Genomic DNA, 15,341 nt, shown 5'->3' with positions numbered 1-15,341 from the left:
TCGTCTGTTAACGTTTGTTCGCAGGCATTTTAGGTGAACGGAAAAAGACGCCGCCCGAATCTCCCCGCGGCACGACCCGCCGGCGGCCGCCTAAAATTCGGGCATGAGCTTTTCCACCGTCTCCGCCCTCTCCCCCCTTGACGGCCGCTATGCGGCCAAACTCGCGGCCTTGCGCCCGCTGATGAGCGAACAGGGCTACATGCACCGTCGCGTGCAAGTGGAGGTGGCCTGGTTCATTGCGCTGTCCGACTGCGGCTTTGCCGAGTTCAAGCCCCTCACGGGCGGCGCCCGCAAGTACCTGATGGGGCTGGTGTCGCATTTCTCCGAAGCCGACGCGCTGGCCATCAAGGACATCGAGAAGACCACCAACCACGACGTGAAGGCCGTCGAGTACTGGATCAAGTCGAAGTTCGAAGCCCGGCCCGAGCTGCTGGCTGCCGCCGAGTTCGTGCACTTCGCCTGCACCAGCGAAGACATCAACAACACCAGCCACGCCCTGCAGATCCAGGCCGCGCGCGACACCGTGGTGCTGCCGGCCATCGACGGCCTGATCGCCAAGCTGCGCGAGATGGCGCACCAGTTCGCCGACGTGTCGATGCTCTCGCGCACGCACGGCCAGACCGCCAGCCCGACCACCGTCGGCAAGGAAATCGCCAACGTGGCGGTGCGCCTGACCAAGGCCCGCGCGCAAATCGCCGCCGTGCAGCTGCTGGGCAAGATGAACGGCGCGGTCGGCAACTACAACGCCCACCTGGCTGCCTGGCCCGAGTTCGACTGGGAGGCCTTCAGCCGCAAGGTCGTCGAGACGCCCGCGCCGCTGGGCCTGGGCCTGAGCTTCCAGCCGTACAGCATCCAGATCGAGCCGCACGACTACATGGCCGAGCTGTTCGATGCCGTGGCGCGCGTCAACACCATCCTGGTCGACTTCTCGCGCGACATCTGGGGCTACGTGAGCCTGGGCTACTTCAAGCAGCGCCTGAAGAAGGGCGAGATCGGCTCGTCGACCATGCCGCACAAGGTCAACCCCATCGACTTCGAGAACGCCGAGGGCAACCTGGGCCTGGCCAACGCGGTGCTGCGCCACCTGAGCGAGAAGCTGCCCATCAGCCGCTGGCAGCGCGACCTGACCGACAGCACGGTGCTGCGCAACATCGGCGTGGCCTTCGGCTACGCCACGCTGGCCTACGCGAGCCTGGCCACCGGCCTGGGCAAGCTCGAGATCAACCAGGAAGCGCTGGCCGATGACCTCGACGCCTCGTGGGAAGTGCTGGCCGAGCCGATCCAGACCGTGATGCGCCGCTTCGGCGTGCAGGGCGCCTACGAGCAGCTCAAGGAAGTCACGCGCGGCAAGACCGTGACGGCCGAAGCGCTGCACGGGCTGATCCGCTCGCTGGAGATTCCCGAAGAGGAAAAAGCCCGCCTTCTGGCCATGACGCCGGCCAGCTACACCGGCAAGGCCGCCGAACTCGCTCGTAGAATTTAGGCTTCCCCCGCGACGATCCGCCGGCCTGTGTTGCCCACGGCCGGTGCGCTTCGTTCGCCATCCGACACTTCCAGCCAACGTGCCCCGTCCGGGCGCACGCCAGCCGACAACCCTGACGGGACGCTTCGACGTCCCCGTTGTTCATGCTGCGCGCCCCACTGAGACGCCTCTGGCTCACGCTCCACCGATGGATCGGCCTCACGCTCGGGCCGCTGCTCGCCCTCACGGCGCTCCTGGGCGCCCTGCTGGTGGTGGCGCTGCCGCTCGACCGCGCGGCGCATCCTGAGCTCTTCGTCGCGCACAGCAACAGCAGTGCGGCCCCCGCGCCGCTGGAGCCCCTGCGCCAGCGCCTGCTCGCCGAGTTCGGCCCCGACACCAACTTCACGCTGCGCCCGCCGCGCCAGCCCGGCGACACGCTCCGGGTGCTGGTGCGCGGCCCGTGGGAAGGCACGCTCTACCTCGACCCCGCGACCGGCGCCGAACAGGGCCGCCGCTGCACGCACGAAGGCGCCTACAACCTGCTGTTCGAACTGCACAGCAGCCTGCTGCTGGAAGACACAGGCAAGGGCATCCTCGCCATCGCAGCGCTCGCCTACCTGTTCCTGCTGGTCACCGGCGTGGTGCTGTGGTGGCCGGCGCGCTGGCCGCCCTCGCTGCGCATCGTGCTGGACCGCGGCCTGCTGCGCGGGCTGTTCGACCTGCACCGCACGGGCGGCGCCGTGCTCGGGCTGTTGATCGCCGTGTCGGTCTTCACCGGCGCGTACATGGCCTGGCGACCGCTGGGCGGCTTCATCTCGACCGCGCTCGGGCAGACACCCGCCAAGGCACCGGTGGTGCCCAAGGGCACCGCCACCGGCCCTCGCCTGCCGCTGGACGACCTCGTCGCCCGCGCGCAGGCGGTGTTCCCCGGCCAGCCCATCGGCTACGTGCAGGTGCCCGGCCGATCGGACCGGCCGCTGCGCGTGCGCTTCCGGCTCGCCGACGACCCGCACCCGAACGGCATCGGCTCGGTGTGGGTGCATCCGGTCACGGGCGAACTGCTCGGCGTGCGCCGCTGGCAGGACATGGACACCGGCAACGGCGCGGTGGTCGTGATCTACCCGCTGCACACCGGCGTGCTCGGCGGCGTGGTGCACCAGGCGGTCACCGCGCTGCTGGGCCTGGCGCTGGCCGGCCTCGGCCTGAGCGGCGTGTGGCTCTGGTGGCGCCGGCGCGCCGTGGCGGCGGCTGCCCGCAGCCAGGCGCTGTCCCGCGGCGCGGCGCCCTGAACGACGCACACATCCCATCCCTTCATCCATCACAAATACATCGAAGAGGACTCCCCTTGTTCCCGCACAAAAAAACCGCCATCGCCCTGGCCCTGCTGCCCCTGAGCCTGCACAGCTTCGCGGCCGACGCCGAGCCGTCGAAGTCGCTCGAGGCCATCACCGTCACCGGTGACTGGCTCGGCACGCCCACCGAGACCAAGGTGCTCGAGCACGCCGGCGCGCGCAGCATCGTCGAGCGCCAGCAGATCCAGGAAAGCGGCTCGGCCAGCGTGCGTGACGTGCTGCGCCAGGTGCCCGGCGTGCAGGTGCAGGAGAGCAACGGCACCGGCGGCAGCGACATCTCGCTCAACGTGGGCGTGCGCGGCCTGACCTCGCGGCTGTCCCCGCGCTCGACCGTGTTGCTGGACGGCGTGCCGCTGGCCTACGCACCCTACGGCCAGCCGCAGCTGTCGCTGGCACCGGTGTCGCTGGGCAGCCTCGAAGCCGTCGACGTGGTGCGCGGCGCGGGCTCGGTGCGCTACGGCCCCCAGAACGTGGGCGGCATCATCAACTTCGTGACGCGCTCGATCCCCAAGCAGTTCGCGGGCGAAGTCGGCGTGGGCGTGGAGAGCGCCAGCCACGGCGGCGGCACCAAGAGCACGCCCAGCCTGTTCATCGGCGGCACCAACGAGAACGGCCTGGGGCTGGCACTGCTGTATTCGGGTACGCACGGGGACGGCTGGCGCCAGAGCAACGACAAGACCCGCATCGACGACCTGATGCTCAAGGGCGCCTACCGCATTTCGAAGACCGACGACATCGCGATCTCGCTGCACCACTTCGAAGGCAAGGGGCGCATGCCCGGCGGCCTGACGACAGCGCAGTTCGCGGCCAACCCGTTCCAGTCGGACCGCCCCTTCGACGAGTTCACCGGGCGCCGCACCGACGGCTCGCTCAAGTACACGCACAACGACGGCGTGAACAAGTTCGAGATGCTGACCTACTACACGGACTCGTACCGCAGCAGCTACCTCGAGCAGGAAGGCACGGGCGCCAACGCCAACCGCCGCCGCCTGACCACCGCGCCGCGCAACTACAAGACCTACGCCTTCGAGCCCCGCTACTCGCGCCTGATCGACTCGGGCAGCGTGGTGCAGGAGATCAGCATCGGCGCGCGCTACCTGAAGGAAGAGGCCTCCGAAACGGCCACGCGCAGCAGCTACTACCGGCCGGCGCCGGGCTTCGACGCCTACGCGCTCGCGCTGCCCGCGTACCAGACCAGCAAGGGCGGCACGACCGCGCACGCGTTCTACATCGACGACCGCATCGACTTCGGCAACTGGACGGTCACGCCCGGCGTGCGCTACGAGTCCTTCCGTTCGTACAACGACGTGTTCACCATGGCGAACAACCGCGTCACCAACGCGATCTACCCGAAGATCGAGTCCAACGAAGTGCTGCCCACGCTGTCGGTGCTCTACCGCATGAGCGAGCGCTGGTCGCTGTTCGCCAATGCCGGCGTGTCGTTCGGTCCGCAGCAGTACGCCCAGCTCGCACAGTCGACCACCAGCCTGCACCCCGAAAAAGCCAAGACCTACGAGATCGGCACCAAGTACAAGGGCGAATCGTGGAGCGGCGAGCTGACGCTGTTCAACATCAACTTCGACAAGGAGCTGCTGCTCGCGCGCTCCATCACCGGCGACGTCGGCCAGTGGACCGACCTGGGCGCCACGCGCCACCGCGGGCTGGAGTCGGCGCTGCGCTACGACCTGGGCAGCCTGAGCGATGCGCTCAAGGGGCTGTCGGTGTCGGGCACCTACACGTACACGCAGGCCACCTCGAAGGCGGGCGTGTTCGCGGGGCGCGACCTGCCCTTCTACTCGCGCCATGTCGCGACGATCGGCGCGCGCTACGAGCGCGGGCCGTGGACGCTCAACGCCGACCTCTACGCGCAATCCAAGCAGCGTTCACCGGGCTCGCCGGACGACGGCGCGAAGTACATCACCGTGGAAGACCCGAGCGGGCGGCTGGGCGACATTCCGGGCTACGGCACAGTGAACCTGCGCGCCGCCTACGACTTCGGCCCCTCGCTGAGCCACCTGAAACTGGCCGTGGGCGTGAAGAACCTGTTCGACCGCCGCTACTACAACCGCTCGGTCGACAACAACGGCGGCAAGTACGTGGGCCAGCCGCGCACGGTGTACCTGCAGGCGTCGGTGGCGTTCTGAGGCCGAAGGTGCACGGGCATACACTCGCGCACCCATGGCTCTCAAATCCACCATCTTCAAGGCCACCCTCGCGGTGGCCGACATCGACCACGGCTACTACGCCGACCATGCGCTGACCCTGGCGCGCCACCCCAGCGAGACCGACGAGCGGATGATGATCCGGCTGGTCGCGCTCGCGCTCAACGCGCACCAGCTGCAGGACATCTGCAACGGCGACGGCACGCTGGCCTTCGGCGCGGGCCTGTCGAACGTCGAGGAGCCCGACGTGTGGCTGCGCGACTTCACGGGCCAGACCAAGATCTGGATCGAAGTCGGCCAGCCCGAAGACAAGCCCATCATCAAGGCCTGCGGCAAGGCGGACGAGGTGATCGTCTACTGCTTCAACCACGCGGCCGAAATCTGGTGGCGCGGCATCGAGAGCAAGCTCACGCGGCCGCAGAACCTCAAGGTCTACCGCGTGCCGACCGACGCCTCGCAGGCGCTCGCCAAGCTGGCGCAGCGCAGCATGCAGCTGCAGGCGACGATCCAGGAAAGCACGCTGACGCTGGGCGACGGCGTCAACAGCATCGACGTCGAACTGCTCAAGTGGAAGTGAAGGGTCCGCGCGGCTAGGCCGCCGGCATCATCTCGCCGCACTGCCAGCACTGCTCGAAACCGCCTTCGACCTGCTCGCCGCACACGCAGCGCCAGCTGCGCTGCGGACGGTGCTGCAGTTCGTGCAGCAGGCGCCGCGCGAGTTCGTACTGCGATTCATCGTCGATCCAGATCTCGGGCAGGCACTGGTCGGGCGGCAGCTGGCCCATGACCGCGCCGAGGAATTCGCGCTGCACCGTCGCGCCCACGCCCTCCTCGCGCAAGGCATGCGCCCACACGGTCGCGATCGCGAGGTTGGGGGCTTGCGCGAGGCGGCGCATGGTCAGGGGGCCCAGTTTTTGTCGTCGTCGGGGTCGAACTCGGGCTCGGCGGCGGTGGGCTCGGCTTCGCGCGCGCGTTCGGCATAGCGGTTGAAGCGCCAGGCCGAGTCTTCCATGGTGATGCGGCGCCAGGTGACGCGCTTCTCGACCGGCGTCATGGCCGGCCAGTACTGCACCTCGTCGAAGCTGCGCCCGCACCCCTTGCACTCGTCGTCGCCCTGGCTGGTCGAGCAGATCGCGATGCAGGGCGTGTCGGGCGTGCTGTGGTACCAGTCGAGCCACGCGGCCCAGGCCTTGGCGGGAAAGCCGACCTCGTCGACCTCGTCTTCGTGGTGGAAGACCATGAGCGCGTAGACCTCGGCCAGCGCGCGCAATTCGGGTGCCAGCGTGATGCCGTCGGGCGAAGGAGACTTCTCGCGCCAGTGGTTGATGGCGGCCTCGATGTCGGTGATGTGGATGGCGGCCATGAAGAGTGAAAAAACAGCGAGCGGCGATCATAGTCCCGCAATGTCCCGTCCCTTCTTAGGGCCATAGGCGCTCCCAAAAATGGAGCATCAAATGCCCACTGCATGCGCCCTTCCGGACCTTTGCCCTTAAATGTAAAGAAAACTTTCGGTTGCCTCGGCGCGGTCTTCAATGCTTTAATCCCGCCCACGAAGGGGAGTAGCTCCCGATCGCTGTCCCCGGGCAGCGTGAATCGTCAGGTCGTCAATACGAAGCACAACACTTCCGGCCTGGCGGGCGACACACGCGCCGACGCCTGTCGGCGCGCCTGCTGTTGTCGAGCGAGACCTTCGATTTGAACCTGCGCAGGTTTGGTCGAAGCGTTCGCAAGTCCCCGGTGTCACCCGGCCTTCGCTCCCCCGCTTTCGACCGCACCCGTGCAGGGTGAATCGAAACGCATCGGCATGCCGCTGCCCGTCGTGGTCCCATCCGGGGAGCTGCGGGCATGGCGCCAAGACAATGAGGAATCTATGGAACAGTTCATGACCCCGGAATTCTGGGTCGCGGTCGGTCAGATCATCATGATCGACATTCTTTTGGGCGGCGACAACGCCGTCGTCATCGCACTGGCATGCCGCAAGCTGCCGCCCGCGCAACGCACCCAGGGCATCCTGTGGGGCACCGCCGGCGCCATCATCCTGCGCGTGATCCTGATCTTCTTCGCGCTCACGCTGCTCGCGATTCCGTTCCTGAAACTGGTGGGCGCGATCCTGCTGCTGTGGATCGGCGTGAAACTGCTGGCCCCCGACCATGACGACGCGCACGGCAACATCGCCGGCAGCGACCGCCTCTGGGGCGCCGTGAAGACCGTGATCATTGCCGACCTGGTGATGAGCGTGGACAACGTGATCGCCATCGCCGGTGCCGCACAAGGCGCGGGCGAAGGCCACCAGATGCCGCTGGTGATCTTCGGTCTGCTCGTGAGCATCCCGATCATCGTCTGGGGCAGCCAGCTGGTCATCAAGCTGATGGACCGCTTCCCGATGATCATCACGCTGGGCGGCATGCTGCTGGGCTGGATCGCCGGCACGATGGCCGTGTCCGACCCGGCCCTGGCGAACCCCGCCAACTGGACCTGGGTGCCGAAGGTGCCGCAGACCGACACCATCAAGTACGCCGCCGGCATCATCGGTGCGCTGCTGGTGCTGGCGATCGGCAAGTGGGTGGCCTCGCGCAAGCAGGCCCCCGCCACCGCGGCTCACTGAGCGTTCGTTGAACGATCAACGCCCCGCGCTGAAACTTCTTGCATCAATCCGGTCTCTGTCACTCTAACTATCAAAGGAGAGCACTCATGGAAAAGATCATTCTTTACGTCGACGACGCCGTCTATGCCAGCGAGCAGTTCGCCGAACTGGCGCCGGATGCGAACCACGTCGTGGCGCGCCATTGGGTGCTCGTGGCCTGCGCGCCGCGCATGACACACCGGATCAGCAAGTGGGTGAGCCACAGCGCGCGCGAGAACTGGCGCGCCAAGTGGTTCAGCAAGGTGCAGGCGCAGATGCTGCCGCTGCTCGAACGCAACGGCGGCCAGGTGACGGCGGTGCTGGCCAAGGGCCCGCTGACCGACCTGACGCAGCAACTCAAGCGCGAGCACGCGGCCACCCACGTGGTCGATGCGCGCCGCCCGAAGATCGGCGTCGACCTGGAACCGGTCACGCCCGACCAGACCCCGGCCAAACAATCGGGCTGGGCCTTTCCCGGCGCCGTGATGGGCATGGGTGCGCTGCTGGTGCTGGCCAACGAGCTGGCCGAGTAAGCCTGATCAGGGCCACACGCCCTCCCGAACCGACACAAGCCCCGCTGCGGCAACGCAGCGGGGCTTGTTCTTTTGTGCGGGCCCGTGGGGTATCCTGCGACGCATGCGCATCCTCCTCAAATGGCTGCTCAGCGCCGTGGCGCTGCTCGCGGTCGCCTACCTCTACAGCGGCGTCCAGGTCCAGAGTTTCGGTTCGGCGCTGCTCGCGGCGGCCGTGATCGGCCTGCTCAACATGGTCGTGCGGCCGGTGCTGGTGATCCTGACATTGCCGGTCACCATCGTCACGCTCGGGCTGTTCCTGTTCGTGATCAACGCCCTGCTGTTCTGGGCCGCCTCGGGCCTGCTCGGCGGCTTCCATGTGAACGGCTTCCTCGCCGCGCTGCTGGGCTCGCTGATCTACTCGCTGCTCGGGCTGCTCATCGAGAGCGCGCTGGGCGGGCTGCTGTCGCCCCGGCGCTGAGCGCCGGCGACAACGCCCTCTTCCCCCTCGTCACTTCAGCGGCGGCTCCTCGGCCTGCTGCTTGACCAGCACGTCGACAGCGCGTGCGCGCGTGTCGACGATCGACGCCTCGTAGTGGTCGATGGACGCGCCCGACTTGCGGATCAGCTCCTGCGCCGCCTTGAAGCGGTCGCGCGCCGCCGGGTAGTCGAGGATCGCCACGTTGGCCTCGGCATCGGCGCGGATCGCGCGCAGTGTGTCGTTCTGCGCACCGTACAGGTTGGCCAGCGTGCGCCAGGCCGTGGCGTCGCGCGGGTGGACGGCCACCCAGTCGCGCAGCGCGGGCACCATCGGCGCGGGCTGGCGCTGGGCGATCGCGGCTTCGGCCGCGAGGAGCATCTCGGGCCGCTCCTTCGACTTGGCGTCGAGCAGCGCTGCCGCGCGGGGCGCGCCGCCGGCCGCGAGTTCGATCTCGGCCTGCAGCCAGCGCGCCTGCTTGGCCGCGGCTGCGTCGTCGGCCGTGCGGGCCACGAGCCGCTCGGCCAGCGCACGCGCCGCCTTGAAGTCGCGCAACTCCTTGGCCGACATCGCCGCCGCATAGAGCGTGCCCGCCTGCTGCGCCGGTGAACTGCCCGCGAACTCGCCACTCGAGGCCGCGTTGACCCACAGCCGCAGCACGTCCACGCCCGGGCGCGTCAGCACACGGGCGCGCGAAGCGACCATGGCGTGGTCCATCACCAGCGGCACCGTCGGCGGTGCGGCATCGGCACGGAACTGGAACCGGCCCTGCATGTCCGAGATGCGCTCGGTCGTCAACGGATGGCTGCGCAGGTAGGGGTACGAGCCGTTGTCGTTCAGGCGCGAGGCGTACTGCAGCTTCTCGAACATCGCCGCGGCGCCCTGCGGTGCAAAGCCCGCCTGTGTCATCACGCCGAAGCCGATGCGGTCGGCCTCGCGCTCCATGTCGCGCGAGAAGCTCAGCTGGTTCTGCATGAACAGCGCCTGGCTGCCCATGATCACCGCCTGGCCGGCGTCGGCGTTGCGGCTCTTGCTGGCCGCGATCATCCCCAGGATCAGGCCGGCGATCATCAGGGGCATCTGCTTGCCCTGCTTGCTCATGATGCGCGAGATGTGGCGCTGCGTGACGTGCGACAGCTCGTGCCCGAGCACCGTCGCCAGTTCATCGCGGCTGCCGACCGCGGCCAGCAGCCCCAGGTTCAGCCCGAGGTAGCCGCCCGGCAGCGCGAAGGCGTTGATGTTGCGGTCACGCCCCAGCAGGATGGTCCAGGCGAAGCGCTCGTCAAGCTCGGGCGTGAGCTCGCCGCGCGCGCGCGCGGCGGCCAGCAGGCGCTGCCAGATGTCCTGCACGTAGGCGGCGATCACCGGGTCGTCGATGTAGTCCGTGTCGCGGTACAGCTCGCGCACGATCTGGTCGCCCAGCTGGCGCTCGGCGCTGGCCGTCATCTCGCCGCCGTCACCGAGGCCCGGCAGGATCTGCTGCACCTGCGCCAGCGCGGGGACCGGCAACAGCACCTGGGAAACTATCAAAAAGGTAGCGCACACCGCATGCCGGAGGGGCATCGGGCGGGTTTTCTTGTGGAAAGAGGGAGTCAAGCGCGGCATTCCTCGTCTGTGGCTCGGGCTCGTATGATGCATCTTCAAAACGAACGTTCACCGATGAGCACCCTCACCCATTTTGACGCCCAGGGCCAGGCCCACATGGTCGACGTGGCAGCCAAGCCCGCCACCCACCGCGTGGCCGTGGCCACCGGCCGCATCGAGATGCAGCCCGCGACGCTGGCGCTGATCGAGTCGGGCACCGCCAAGAAGGGCGACGTGCTGGGCATCGCGCGCATCGCCGGCATCCAGGCGGCCAAGAAGACCAGCGACCTGATCCCGCTGTGCCACCCGCTCGCGCTGACCCGCGTGGCCGTGGCCTTCGCGCTCGCCGAGGGCGGCCAGGCGCCGCAGGTGGCCTGCACCGCGACCGTCGAGACCGTCGGTCCGACCGGCGTGGAAATGGAAGCCCTGACCGCCGTGCAGGTCGCGCTGCTCACCATCTACGACATGTGCAAGGCCGTGGACCGCGGGATGCGGATCACCGACGTGCATGTGCTGGAGAAGCACGGCGGGAAGTCGGGGAGCTACGTCGCGACGGCGGGCTGAATCCAGCGGCTACAGCTCGGGCGCGTCGTCCGGGCGGTTGTCCAGCCAGCGGGCGAACGCGGCCGGAAACGCCACCCGGAAGCGCTCGGCCCAGGCATGGGCCTCGGCATCGCGCCCCAGCAACTCGGCGCTTTCGAGCAACTTCACGATGACGCGCGGCTCGGGGGAGAAATGCAGCACGCGCCCGGCCAGCTCGTGCATGTGCGCGGCATTCGCCGGTGTGACCGCTGTCAGCGTCACCTCAGCGAAATCCACTTGGCGCGAGAACAGCCACGAGCCCTGGAGCTTGGCGAGCGTGTCGTCGCGGTAGGCCGGCATGCGGGCGTCGCGCGGCAGGTAGATCTGGCTGATGCGGGTGTAGTCCCAGGCGGCGTAGCCGATGAGGGCGATCCAGGCTGCGGCGGCTGCGAATGCGGCGCGCTTTCTGCCGCTCGGTTCCGGGCACTTGGACGATGCCGGCCACAGGATGCCGAGGCACAGGCCGAACACCAGCTGGAACGGGCCGTACCAGAGCGGGTACTCGAGCAGGCTGTGCACGAGGATGACGCCGAGCAGGCCCCACGCCATCAGGCGCAAGGGATCGCGCTCGCGCCACGGCTTCGCCACCCCCACCATCCAGAGAAAGCCGCCGCAGATCAGCACCGCCGCCGGAATGCCCAGCTCGACGGCGAGGTGCAACGGCAGGTTGTGGGCGTTGTCGAGGATCACGGGGAAACGCGGGCCGTTGTACAGCGTGGCGAAGTGCGCGAAGCTGAGTTCGCCCCAGCCCCAGCCGGTGAGGGGGCGTTGGGCGATCAGGGTCAGGACGTTCTGCCAGAGGACGACGCGGCTGTCGGTGGTGACGACGGCGGGTTGCAGGCGGTGGAGCATGCCGGTGCCGGAGGCGACCGCGTGGCCGGCGTCACCGCCGCTGGCGAGGTACGGCAGCAGCCAGTGCAGGGCGGCGTACAGCGGGATGGCGGCGAGCAGGAACGTGGGGGCTGGCAGGCGAAAGTCCACCGAGCCTGCATGCTGGGGCGCCCGGCGACGCTCCCGCAACGCCATGGCGGCGGCACCGACGGCGATCAGCAGCAACTGCAGGAAACCGGTGCGTGATCCCGAGGCCACGAGGGCCGCGACTAGGAGCACGCCGGCGGGAACGAACAGCCCGCGGGTGCGCGGTGACCGCAATGCGGCGTGCCACCACAGCGCTGCGACCAGCGCCAGACTGATCAGGGTGGCGAACTGGTTGCGCTGGCGGAGGTTGCCCCAACCCCGGCCGGACGGAGGTGACGACGTGAGCGGCCCGAGGAACTCGGTGAAGCCGTAGTACTGGAGCAGGCCCAGGAGGGCGCTGAGCAGACCACCGGCGAGCAGGCCGACCGCCAAAGCATGAACCAGAGGGCCGCGCTGCTGCGCCGCTCCTGCGCCGAGACAAGCGGCTGTGGCGATCCCCGCCAAAGCGCCCAAGGTCGGGAGCAAGAGCGTGGCTCCGATACCCGCGGCTGCGGACAACACGGTGAAAACCGCCATCACCGCCAGCCCGGCGCGCAGCCCCCTCGAGGGAAAGGCTGACGGCGCCATCGCAAGCAGCCCCGCAACACAGCCCCATGACATCAGTTGCTGCCAGACGTTGATCGAGGGCCCGCCGACCAGCGGGGAAAGAAAGGGCCAGGCCACAAGGCCGGCACAGACAAATTCGGCAAGCCGTGAAGGGGCGTGCGAGGAAGGCGCCGGCAAAGACGCGTCAAGGCGATTCATCAACCCATCATGCCAACCGGCCACCGCCGATGAGTGGCGGCGCGCGGCGGATGAATGGATTTGCATTTGGAAACAGTTATGGACACTCTATAACAATCCTAAATAACCATTGCCTGCCGCTCGGCCACCGCAGCGGCAGCCGAGAGGCCTGTTCGATGACCAGACAACAATTCGCCGTGAAAGTGGCTGCCGTGCGGCACCGCAGTTTGCAGGGTTTCACGCTCATCGAGGTCATGATCGTCGTAGCCATCGTCGCCCTCCTGGCGGGCCTCGCGATCCCGAGCTACAACGATTACGTCCGGCGCGGCCAGCTTCCGCCAGCGTTCAACGGGCTGTCGGAGTACCGCGTGAAGATGGAGCAGTACTACCAGGACAACCGGAACTATGGCGGCTCGGCCTGCGCCGATGGCACCAGCGGCACCGGCTGGAACACCTTCCCCACCACGAAGGATCGTTTTACCTTCAGCTGTGCGCTGAACACCCGCACCGGTGACTCGGCCCAGCAGAGCTATACCGTCACCGCCGAGGGCGTGTCGGGGCGGGCGACGGGCCACAAGTACACCATCGATCAGACCGGCGCACGCGCGACCACCCAGTTCAAGGGCAGCACAGTCAGCCAGCCCTGCTGGCTGACATCCTCCACCGCCTGCTGACCATGCGCTCGCGCCGCTCACCGCGTTCGCGCGGCTTCACCCTCATCGAACTGGTCGTCACCATCACGGTGTTCGCGCTGCTCCTGCTTGCGGCGCTGCCGTCGCTCAGCACCTGGACGGACAACACACGCATCCGCAACGTCACCGGCTCACTGCTAGATGGCCTCCAACTCGCGCGTGCCGAAGCCATTCGGCGCAACCAGAACATCTCGTTCTGGCTGGTCAGCCTCGACAACCCTGCCGTGCTGAGCAATGACTGCGCGTTGTCAAACACCAGCGGCTCCTGGGTGGTCAGCGTCAATTCGCCGATCAGCCATTGCGCGGACGCGCCCTCCACCGACTCATCGCCCATGCTGGTCACGGGCCGGCCGGTCGGCGATGCGGGGGGCAAGGTGTCGGTGACGGCCGTGCTGTCCGCCGGCTCCAGCACAGCAGCCACGTCGGTCACGTTCAACGGTTTCGGTCGCATCGTGAACACCACCAGCGCCATCGGGCAGATCGACATCACCGGAACGGCGAGCGGGAACACCTACCGCAACCTGCGCCTCGTCGTGAGCCCGGCCGGACAGGTCCGCATGTGCGACCCCGACGCGGGTGTCGCCACCAACGACCCGCGGAGATGCTGAGATGAAGACACAAGCCAATTCGCGGCCCCGCCCGCAGCAAGCAGCCCGTCAAGGCGCGCGTGGCATCGCACTGCTCGAAGTGCTCATCGCTCTGCTGATCTTCATGCTCGGCATCCTGGGAATGGTGGGGATGCAAGCCACGATGGCCCGGGCCCAGACCGACTCGAAGGCCCGCGCCGATGCCGCCTACCTGGCCACCGAACTCATCGGTCGCATGTGGGGCGACCTGACGAACATGGCCTCCTACAGCGGCTCCGGCTGCGCGTCGCAGACGCGCTGCAAGGAATGGCAGGACAAGGTAAGCCAAACCCTGCCGCGAGGCACGGGCGCGGTGACGGTCGCCTCCGGCACCGGCGATGTCCAGGTCACGGTCGGGTGGACCATGCCCAATGGCGATACGCGCCAATACGTCACGAGCACCACCATTTCGAAATCGACGAACTGAGATGACCTCGACCTCTCCACAATCGCCCGCCACCGTATCGCAGCACGGCTTCACGCTGATCGAACTGATGGTCGGTCTGGTGCTGGGCATGCTCACGGTGCTCGTCATCACACAAGTGCTCGCGCTCGCCGAAGGCAAGCGGCGCACCATCACGACGGGCGGCGATGCCCAGATCAACGGCTCGCTGTCGATCTTCGCGTTGCAGCGCGACATCCAGCAGGCCGGGTATGGCGCGGCCGCCAGCCCCGATGCACTGGGTTGCCCGGTGACCCGCAAGTTCGATGCGTCCGGCACTGCCACCGCCTTCACGCTGGCACCGGTGGTGATCACCGACGGCGCCAGCGGAGCGCCCGACACCATCACCATTCTTCAGTCCAACACACCCAGCTTCTCCACGCCGATGGTGCTGACTGGCAACCATGCGCAGGCGGACGATCACTTCACGGTCAACTCATCGCTCAATGCGAGTGTCGGCAATCTGATGATCGCGGTGCCCAAAACCCAGACCGCGAACATCGGGTGCGCGCTCTTCAGCGTGACCAGCGACACCAGTGCCGCGACCACGACCCTGAGCGCCACCAACGTGCCGCACGTCGCGGGCACTCCGGCGCTCGCCAAGTGGAACCAGAGCGCGGTGTTTCCGACCGCCGGCTACGAAGCCGGCAGCTACCTGCTGAACATGGGCTCGATGGTGCTGCGCACCTACTCCATCAGTTCGCTCAGCCTCAAGACGGACGACTTCACGCCGACCAGCGAAGCCGCCACCTCTTCAGTGCTTTATCCGCAGATCGTCAACCTGCAGGCGTTCTACGGCAAGGACACGAATGGCGACGGCATCGTCGATGCCTACGACACCACCACGCCGACCACCAGCGCAGGCTGGATGCAGGTGCTGACTATCCGGATCGCCGTGGTGGCGCGCAGCAACCAGTACGAAAAGGAAGAGATCAGCGGTGACACGATCCCGTGGGATGTCGGCACCACCTCGACCTTCACCGGCCTTACACCGGCCACATGCAACGGCACGAGCAATTGCCTCCCGCTCAAGATCAATCATGTGCCCGACTGGACGCACTACCGCTACAAGGTCTACGACACGATCGTGCCCCTGCGCAACGTCATCTGGAACTCGTGATGAAC

General features: G+C 67.6%; 16 protein-coding genes. 12 read left to right on the top strand and 4 right to left on the bottom strand.

Annotation, left to right across the window (positions count from 1 at the left end):
* The first annotated feature begins 103 nt into the window (after nt 1-103).
* The 4 genes from purB (at nt 104) to AC3WQM_RS23660 (ending at nt 5,553) form a co-directional block, all read left to right on the top strand.
* On the top strand, nt 104-1,483 hold the full coding sequence (gene purB / locus AC3WQM_RS23675) for an adenylosuccinate lyase (protein WP_492682159.1): 1,380 nt from the start codon (nt 104-106) through the stop codon (nt 1,481-1,483).
* 143 nt (nt 1,484-1,626) lie between these two features.
* Complete coding sequence (locus AC3WQM_RS23670) at nt 1,627-2,751, top strand: PepSY-associated TM helix domain-containing protein (RefSeq protein WP_492682157.1); 1,125 nt, start codon at nt 1,627-1,629, stop codon at nt 2,749-2,751.
* A gap of 56 nt (nt 2,752-2,807) precedes the next feature.
* The gene (locus tag AC3WQM_RS23665) at nt 2,808-4,958 is read left to right on the top strand and encodes a TonB-dependent receptor family protein (RefSeq protein ID WP_492682155.1); all 2,151 of its coding nucleotides are present in this window, start codon (nt 2,808-2,810) and stop codon (nt 4,956-4,958) included.
* A 34-nt stretch (nt 4,959-4,992) separates the two neighbouring features.
* Complete coding sequence (locus AC3WQM_RS23660; RefSeq protein WP_492682153.1) at nt 4,993-5,553, top strand: YaeQ family protein; 561 nt, start codon at nt 4,993-4,995, stop codon at nt 5,551-5,553.
* Nucleotides 5,554-5,566: 13 nt separating this feature from the next.
* Here AC3WQM_RS23660 and AC3WQM_RS23655 read toward each other — a convergent pair whose 3' ends face one another.
* Together AC3WQM_RS23655 and AC3WQM_RS23650 are read right to left on the bottom strand one after the other, a co-directional pair.
* Nucleotides 5,567-5,872, bottom strand: coding sequence for a putative signal transducing protein (locus tag AC3WQM_RS23655; protein WP_492682151.1), 306 nt, complete (start codon nt 5,870-5,872; stop codon nt 5,567-5,569).
* Between the two features lie 2 nt (nt 5,873-5,874).
* On the bottom strand, nt 5,875-6,339 hold the full coding sequence (locus AC3WQM_RS23650; protein WP_489060632.1) for a DUF3717 domain-containing protein: 465 nt from the start codon (nt 6,337-6,339) through the stop codon (nt 5,875-5,877).
* Nucleotides 6,340-6,846: 507 nt separating this feature from the next.
* Between AC3WQM_RS23650 and AC3WQM_RS23645 the strand changes: the two genes are divergently transcribed.
* The 3 genes from AC3WQM_RS23645 (at nt 6,847) to AC3WQM_RS23635 (ending at nt 8,592) form a co-directional block, all read left to right on the top strand.
* Nucleotides 6,847-7,581 (top strand): TerC family protein, encoded by a 735-nt coding sequence (locus tag AC3WQM_RS23645; protein WP_492682149.1) that lies wholly within the window; start codon nt 6,847-6,849, stop codon nt 7,579-7,581.
* 86 nt (nt 7,582-7,667) lie between these two features.
* Nucleotides 7,668-8,132 carry a hypothetical protein gene (locus tag AC3WQM_RS23640; protein WP_492682147.1) on the top strand — a complete coding sequence of 155 codons (465 nt, stop codon included), beginning with the start codon at nt 7,668-7,670 and terminating at the stop codon, nt 8,130-8,132.
* A 103-nt stretch (nt 8,133-8,235) separates the two neighbouring features.
* Nucleotides 8,236-8,592 (top strand): phage holin family protein, encoded by a 357-nt coding sequence (locus AC3WQM_RS23635; RefSeq protein ID WP_307695245.1) that lies wholly within the window; start codon nt 8,236-8,238, stop codon nt 8,590-8,592.
* Between the two features lie 30 nt (nt 8,593-8,622).
* Here the strand turns inward: AC3WQM_RS23635 and AC3WQM_RS23630 are convergent, their stop codons facing one another.
* On the bottom strand, nt 8,623-10,194 hold the full coding sequence (locus AC3WQM_RS23630) for a M48 family metalloprotease (RefSeq protein WP_492682145.1): 1,572 nt from the start codon (nt 10,192-10,194) through the stop codon (nt 8,623-8,625).
* Nucleotides 10,195-10,248: 54 nt separating this feature from the next.
* Here AC3WQM_RS23630 and moaC point away from each other — a divergent pair, with 54 nt between their 5' ends.
* Nucleotides 10,249-10,737, top strand: a complete 489-nt coding sequence (moaC, locus tag AC3WQM_RS23625; RefSeq protein WP_062475294.1) for a cyclic pyranopterin monophosphate synthase MoaC — start codon at nt 10,249-10,251, stop codon at nt 10,735-10,737.
* A gap of 9 nt (nt 10,738-10,746) precedes the next feature.
* Here the strand turns inward: moaC and AC3WQM_RS23620 are convergent, their stop codons facing one another.
* Nucleotides 10,747-12,477, bottom strand: coding sequence for a PglL family O-oligosaccharyltransferase (locus AC3WQM_RS23620; protein WP_492682143.1), 1,731 nt, complete (start codon nt 12,475-12,477; stop codon nt 10,747-10,749).
* A gap of 155 nt (nt 12,478-12,632) precedes the next feature.
* Between AC3WQM_RS23620 and AC3WQM_RS23615 the strand changes: the two genes are divergently transcribed.
* From AC3WQM_RS23615 to AC3WQM_RS23600, 4 genes are read left to right on the top strand one after another with little or no spacing between them, the layout of a single operon-like run.
* Nucleotides 12,633-13,130, top strand: a complete 498-nt coding sequence (locus AC3WQM_RS23615; RefSeq protein WP_492682141.1) for a type IV pilin protein — start codon at nt 12,633-12,635, stop codon at nt 13,128-13,130.
* A 2-nt stretch (nt 13,131-13,132) separates the two neighbouring features.
* Nucleotides 13,133-13,756, top strand: a complete 624-nt coding sequence (locus AC3WQM_RS23610; protein WP_492682139.1) for a GspH/FimT family pseudopilin — start codon at nt 13,133-13,135, stop codon at nt 13,754-13,756.
* 1 nt (nt 13,757) lies between these two features.
* Complete coding sequence (locus tag AC3WQM_RS23605) at nt 13,758-14,201, top strand: type IV pilus modification PilV family protein (protein WP_492682137.1); 444 nt, start codon at nt 13,758-13,760, stop codon at nt 14,199-14,201.
* A gap of 1 nt (nt 14,202) precedes the next feature.
* On the top strand, nt 14,203-15,336 hold the full coding sequence (locus AC3WQM_RS23600) for a PilW family protein (RefSeq protein ID WP_492682135.1): 1,134 nt from the start codon (nt 14,203-14,205) through the stop codon (nt 15,334-15,336).
* The last annotated feature ends 5 nt before the right edge of the window (nt 15,337-15,341 follow it).

It is taken from the genome of Variovorax sp. FW301-JW7 (assembly GCF_058788795.1).
This window is presented reverse-complemented; position numbering and strand designations above follow the sequence as displayed.

What these genes read in the sequence shown, in the direction of transcription:
- AC3WQM_RS23615 (WP_492682141.1), top strand. Translation starts at nt 12,633, where the DNA reads ATGACCAGACAACAATTCGCCGTGAAAGTGGCTGCCGTGCGGCACCGC.
- AC3WQM_RS23640 (WP_492682147.1), top strand. Translation starts at nt 7,668, where the DNA reads ATGGAAAAGATCATTCTTTACGTCGACGACGCCGTCTATGCCAGCGAG.
- moaC (WP_062475294.1), top strand. Translation starts at nt 10,249, where the DNA reads ATGAGCACCCTCACCCATTTTGACGCCCAGGGCCAGGCCCACATGGTC.
- purB (WP_492682159.1), top strand. Translation starts at nt 104, where the DNA reads ATGAGCTTTTCCACCGTCTCCGCCCTCTCCCCCCTTGACGGCCGCTAT.
- AC3WQM_RS23600 (WP_492682135.1), top strand. Translation starts at nt 14,203, where the DNA reads ATGACCTCGACCTCTCCACAATCGCCCGCCACCGTATCGCAGCACGGC.
- AC3WQM_RS23620 (WP_492682143.1), bottom strand. Translation starts at nt 12,477, where the DNA reads ATGAATCGCCTTGACGCGTCTTTGCCGGCGCCTTCCTCGCACGCCCCT.
- AC3WQM_RS23670 (WP_492682157.1), top strand. Translation starts at nt 1,627, where the DNA reads ATGCTGCGCGCCCCACTGAGACGCCTCTGGCTCACGCTCCACCGATGG.
- AC3WQM_RS23650 (WP_489060632.1), bottom strand. Translation starts at nt 6,339, where the DNA reads ATGGCCGCCATCCACATCACCGACATCGAGGCCGCCATCAACCACTGG.
- AC3WQM_RS23610 (WP_492682139.1), top strand. Translation starts at nt 13,133, where the DNA reads ATGCGCTCGCGCCGCTCACCGCGTTCGCGCGGCTTCACCCTCATCGAA.
- AC3WQM_RS23635 (WP_307695245.1), top strand. Translation starts at nt 8,236, where the DNA reads ATGCGCATCCTCCTCAAATGGCTGCTCAGCGCCGTGGCGCTGCTCGCG.
- AC3WQM_RS23660 (WP_492682153.1), top strand. Translation starts at nt 4,993, where the DNA reads ATGGCTCTCAAATCCACCATCTTCAAGGCCACCCTCGCGGTGGCCGAC.
- AC3WQM_RS23605 (WP_492682137.1), top strand. Translation starts at nt 13,758, where the DNA reads ATGAAGACACAAGCCAATTCGCGGCCCCGCCCGCAGCAAGCAGCCCGT.
- AC3WQM_RS23655 (WP_492682151.1), bottom strand. Translation starts at nt 5,872, where the DNA reads ATGCGCCGCCTCGCGCAAGCCCCCAACCTCGCGATCGCGACCGTGTGG.
- AC3WQM_RS23630 (WP_492682145.1), bottom strand. Translation starts at nt 10,194, where the DNA reads ATGCCGCGCTTGACTCCCTCTTTCCACAAGAAAACCCGCCCGATGCCC.
- AC3WQM_RS23645 (WP_492682149.1), top strand. Translation starts at nt 6,847, where the DNA reads ATGGAACAGTTCATGACCCCGGAATTCTGGGTCGCGGTCGGTCAGATC.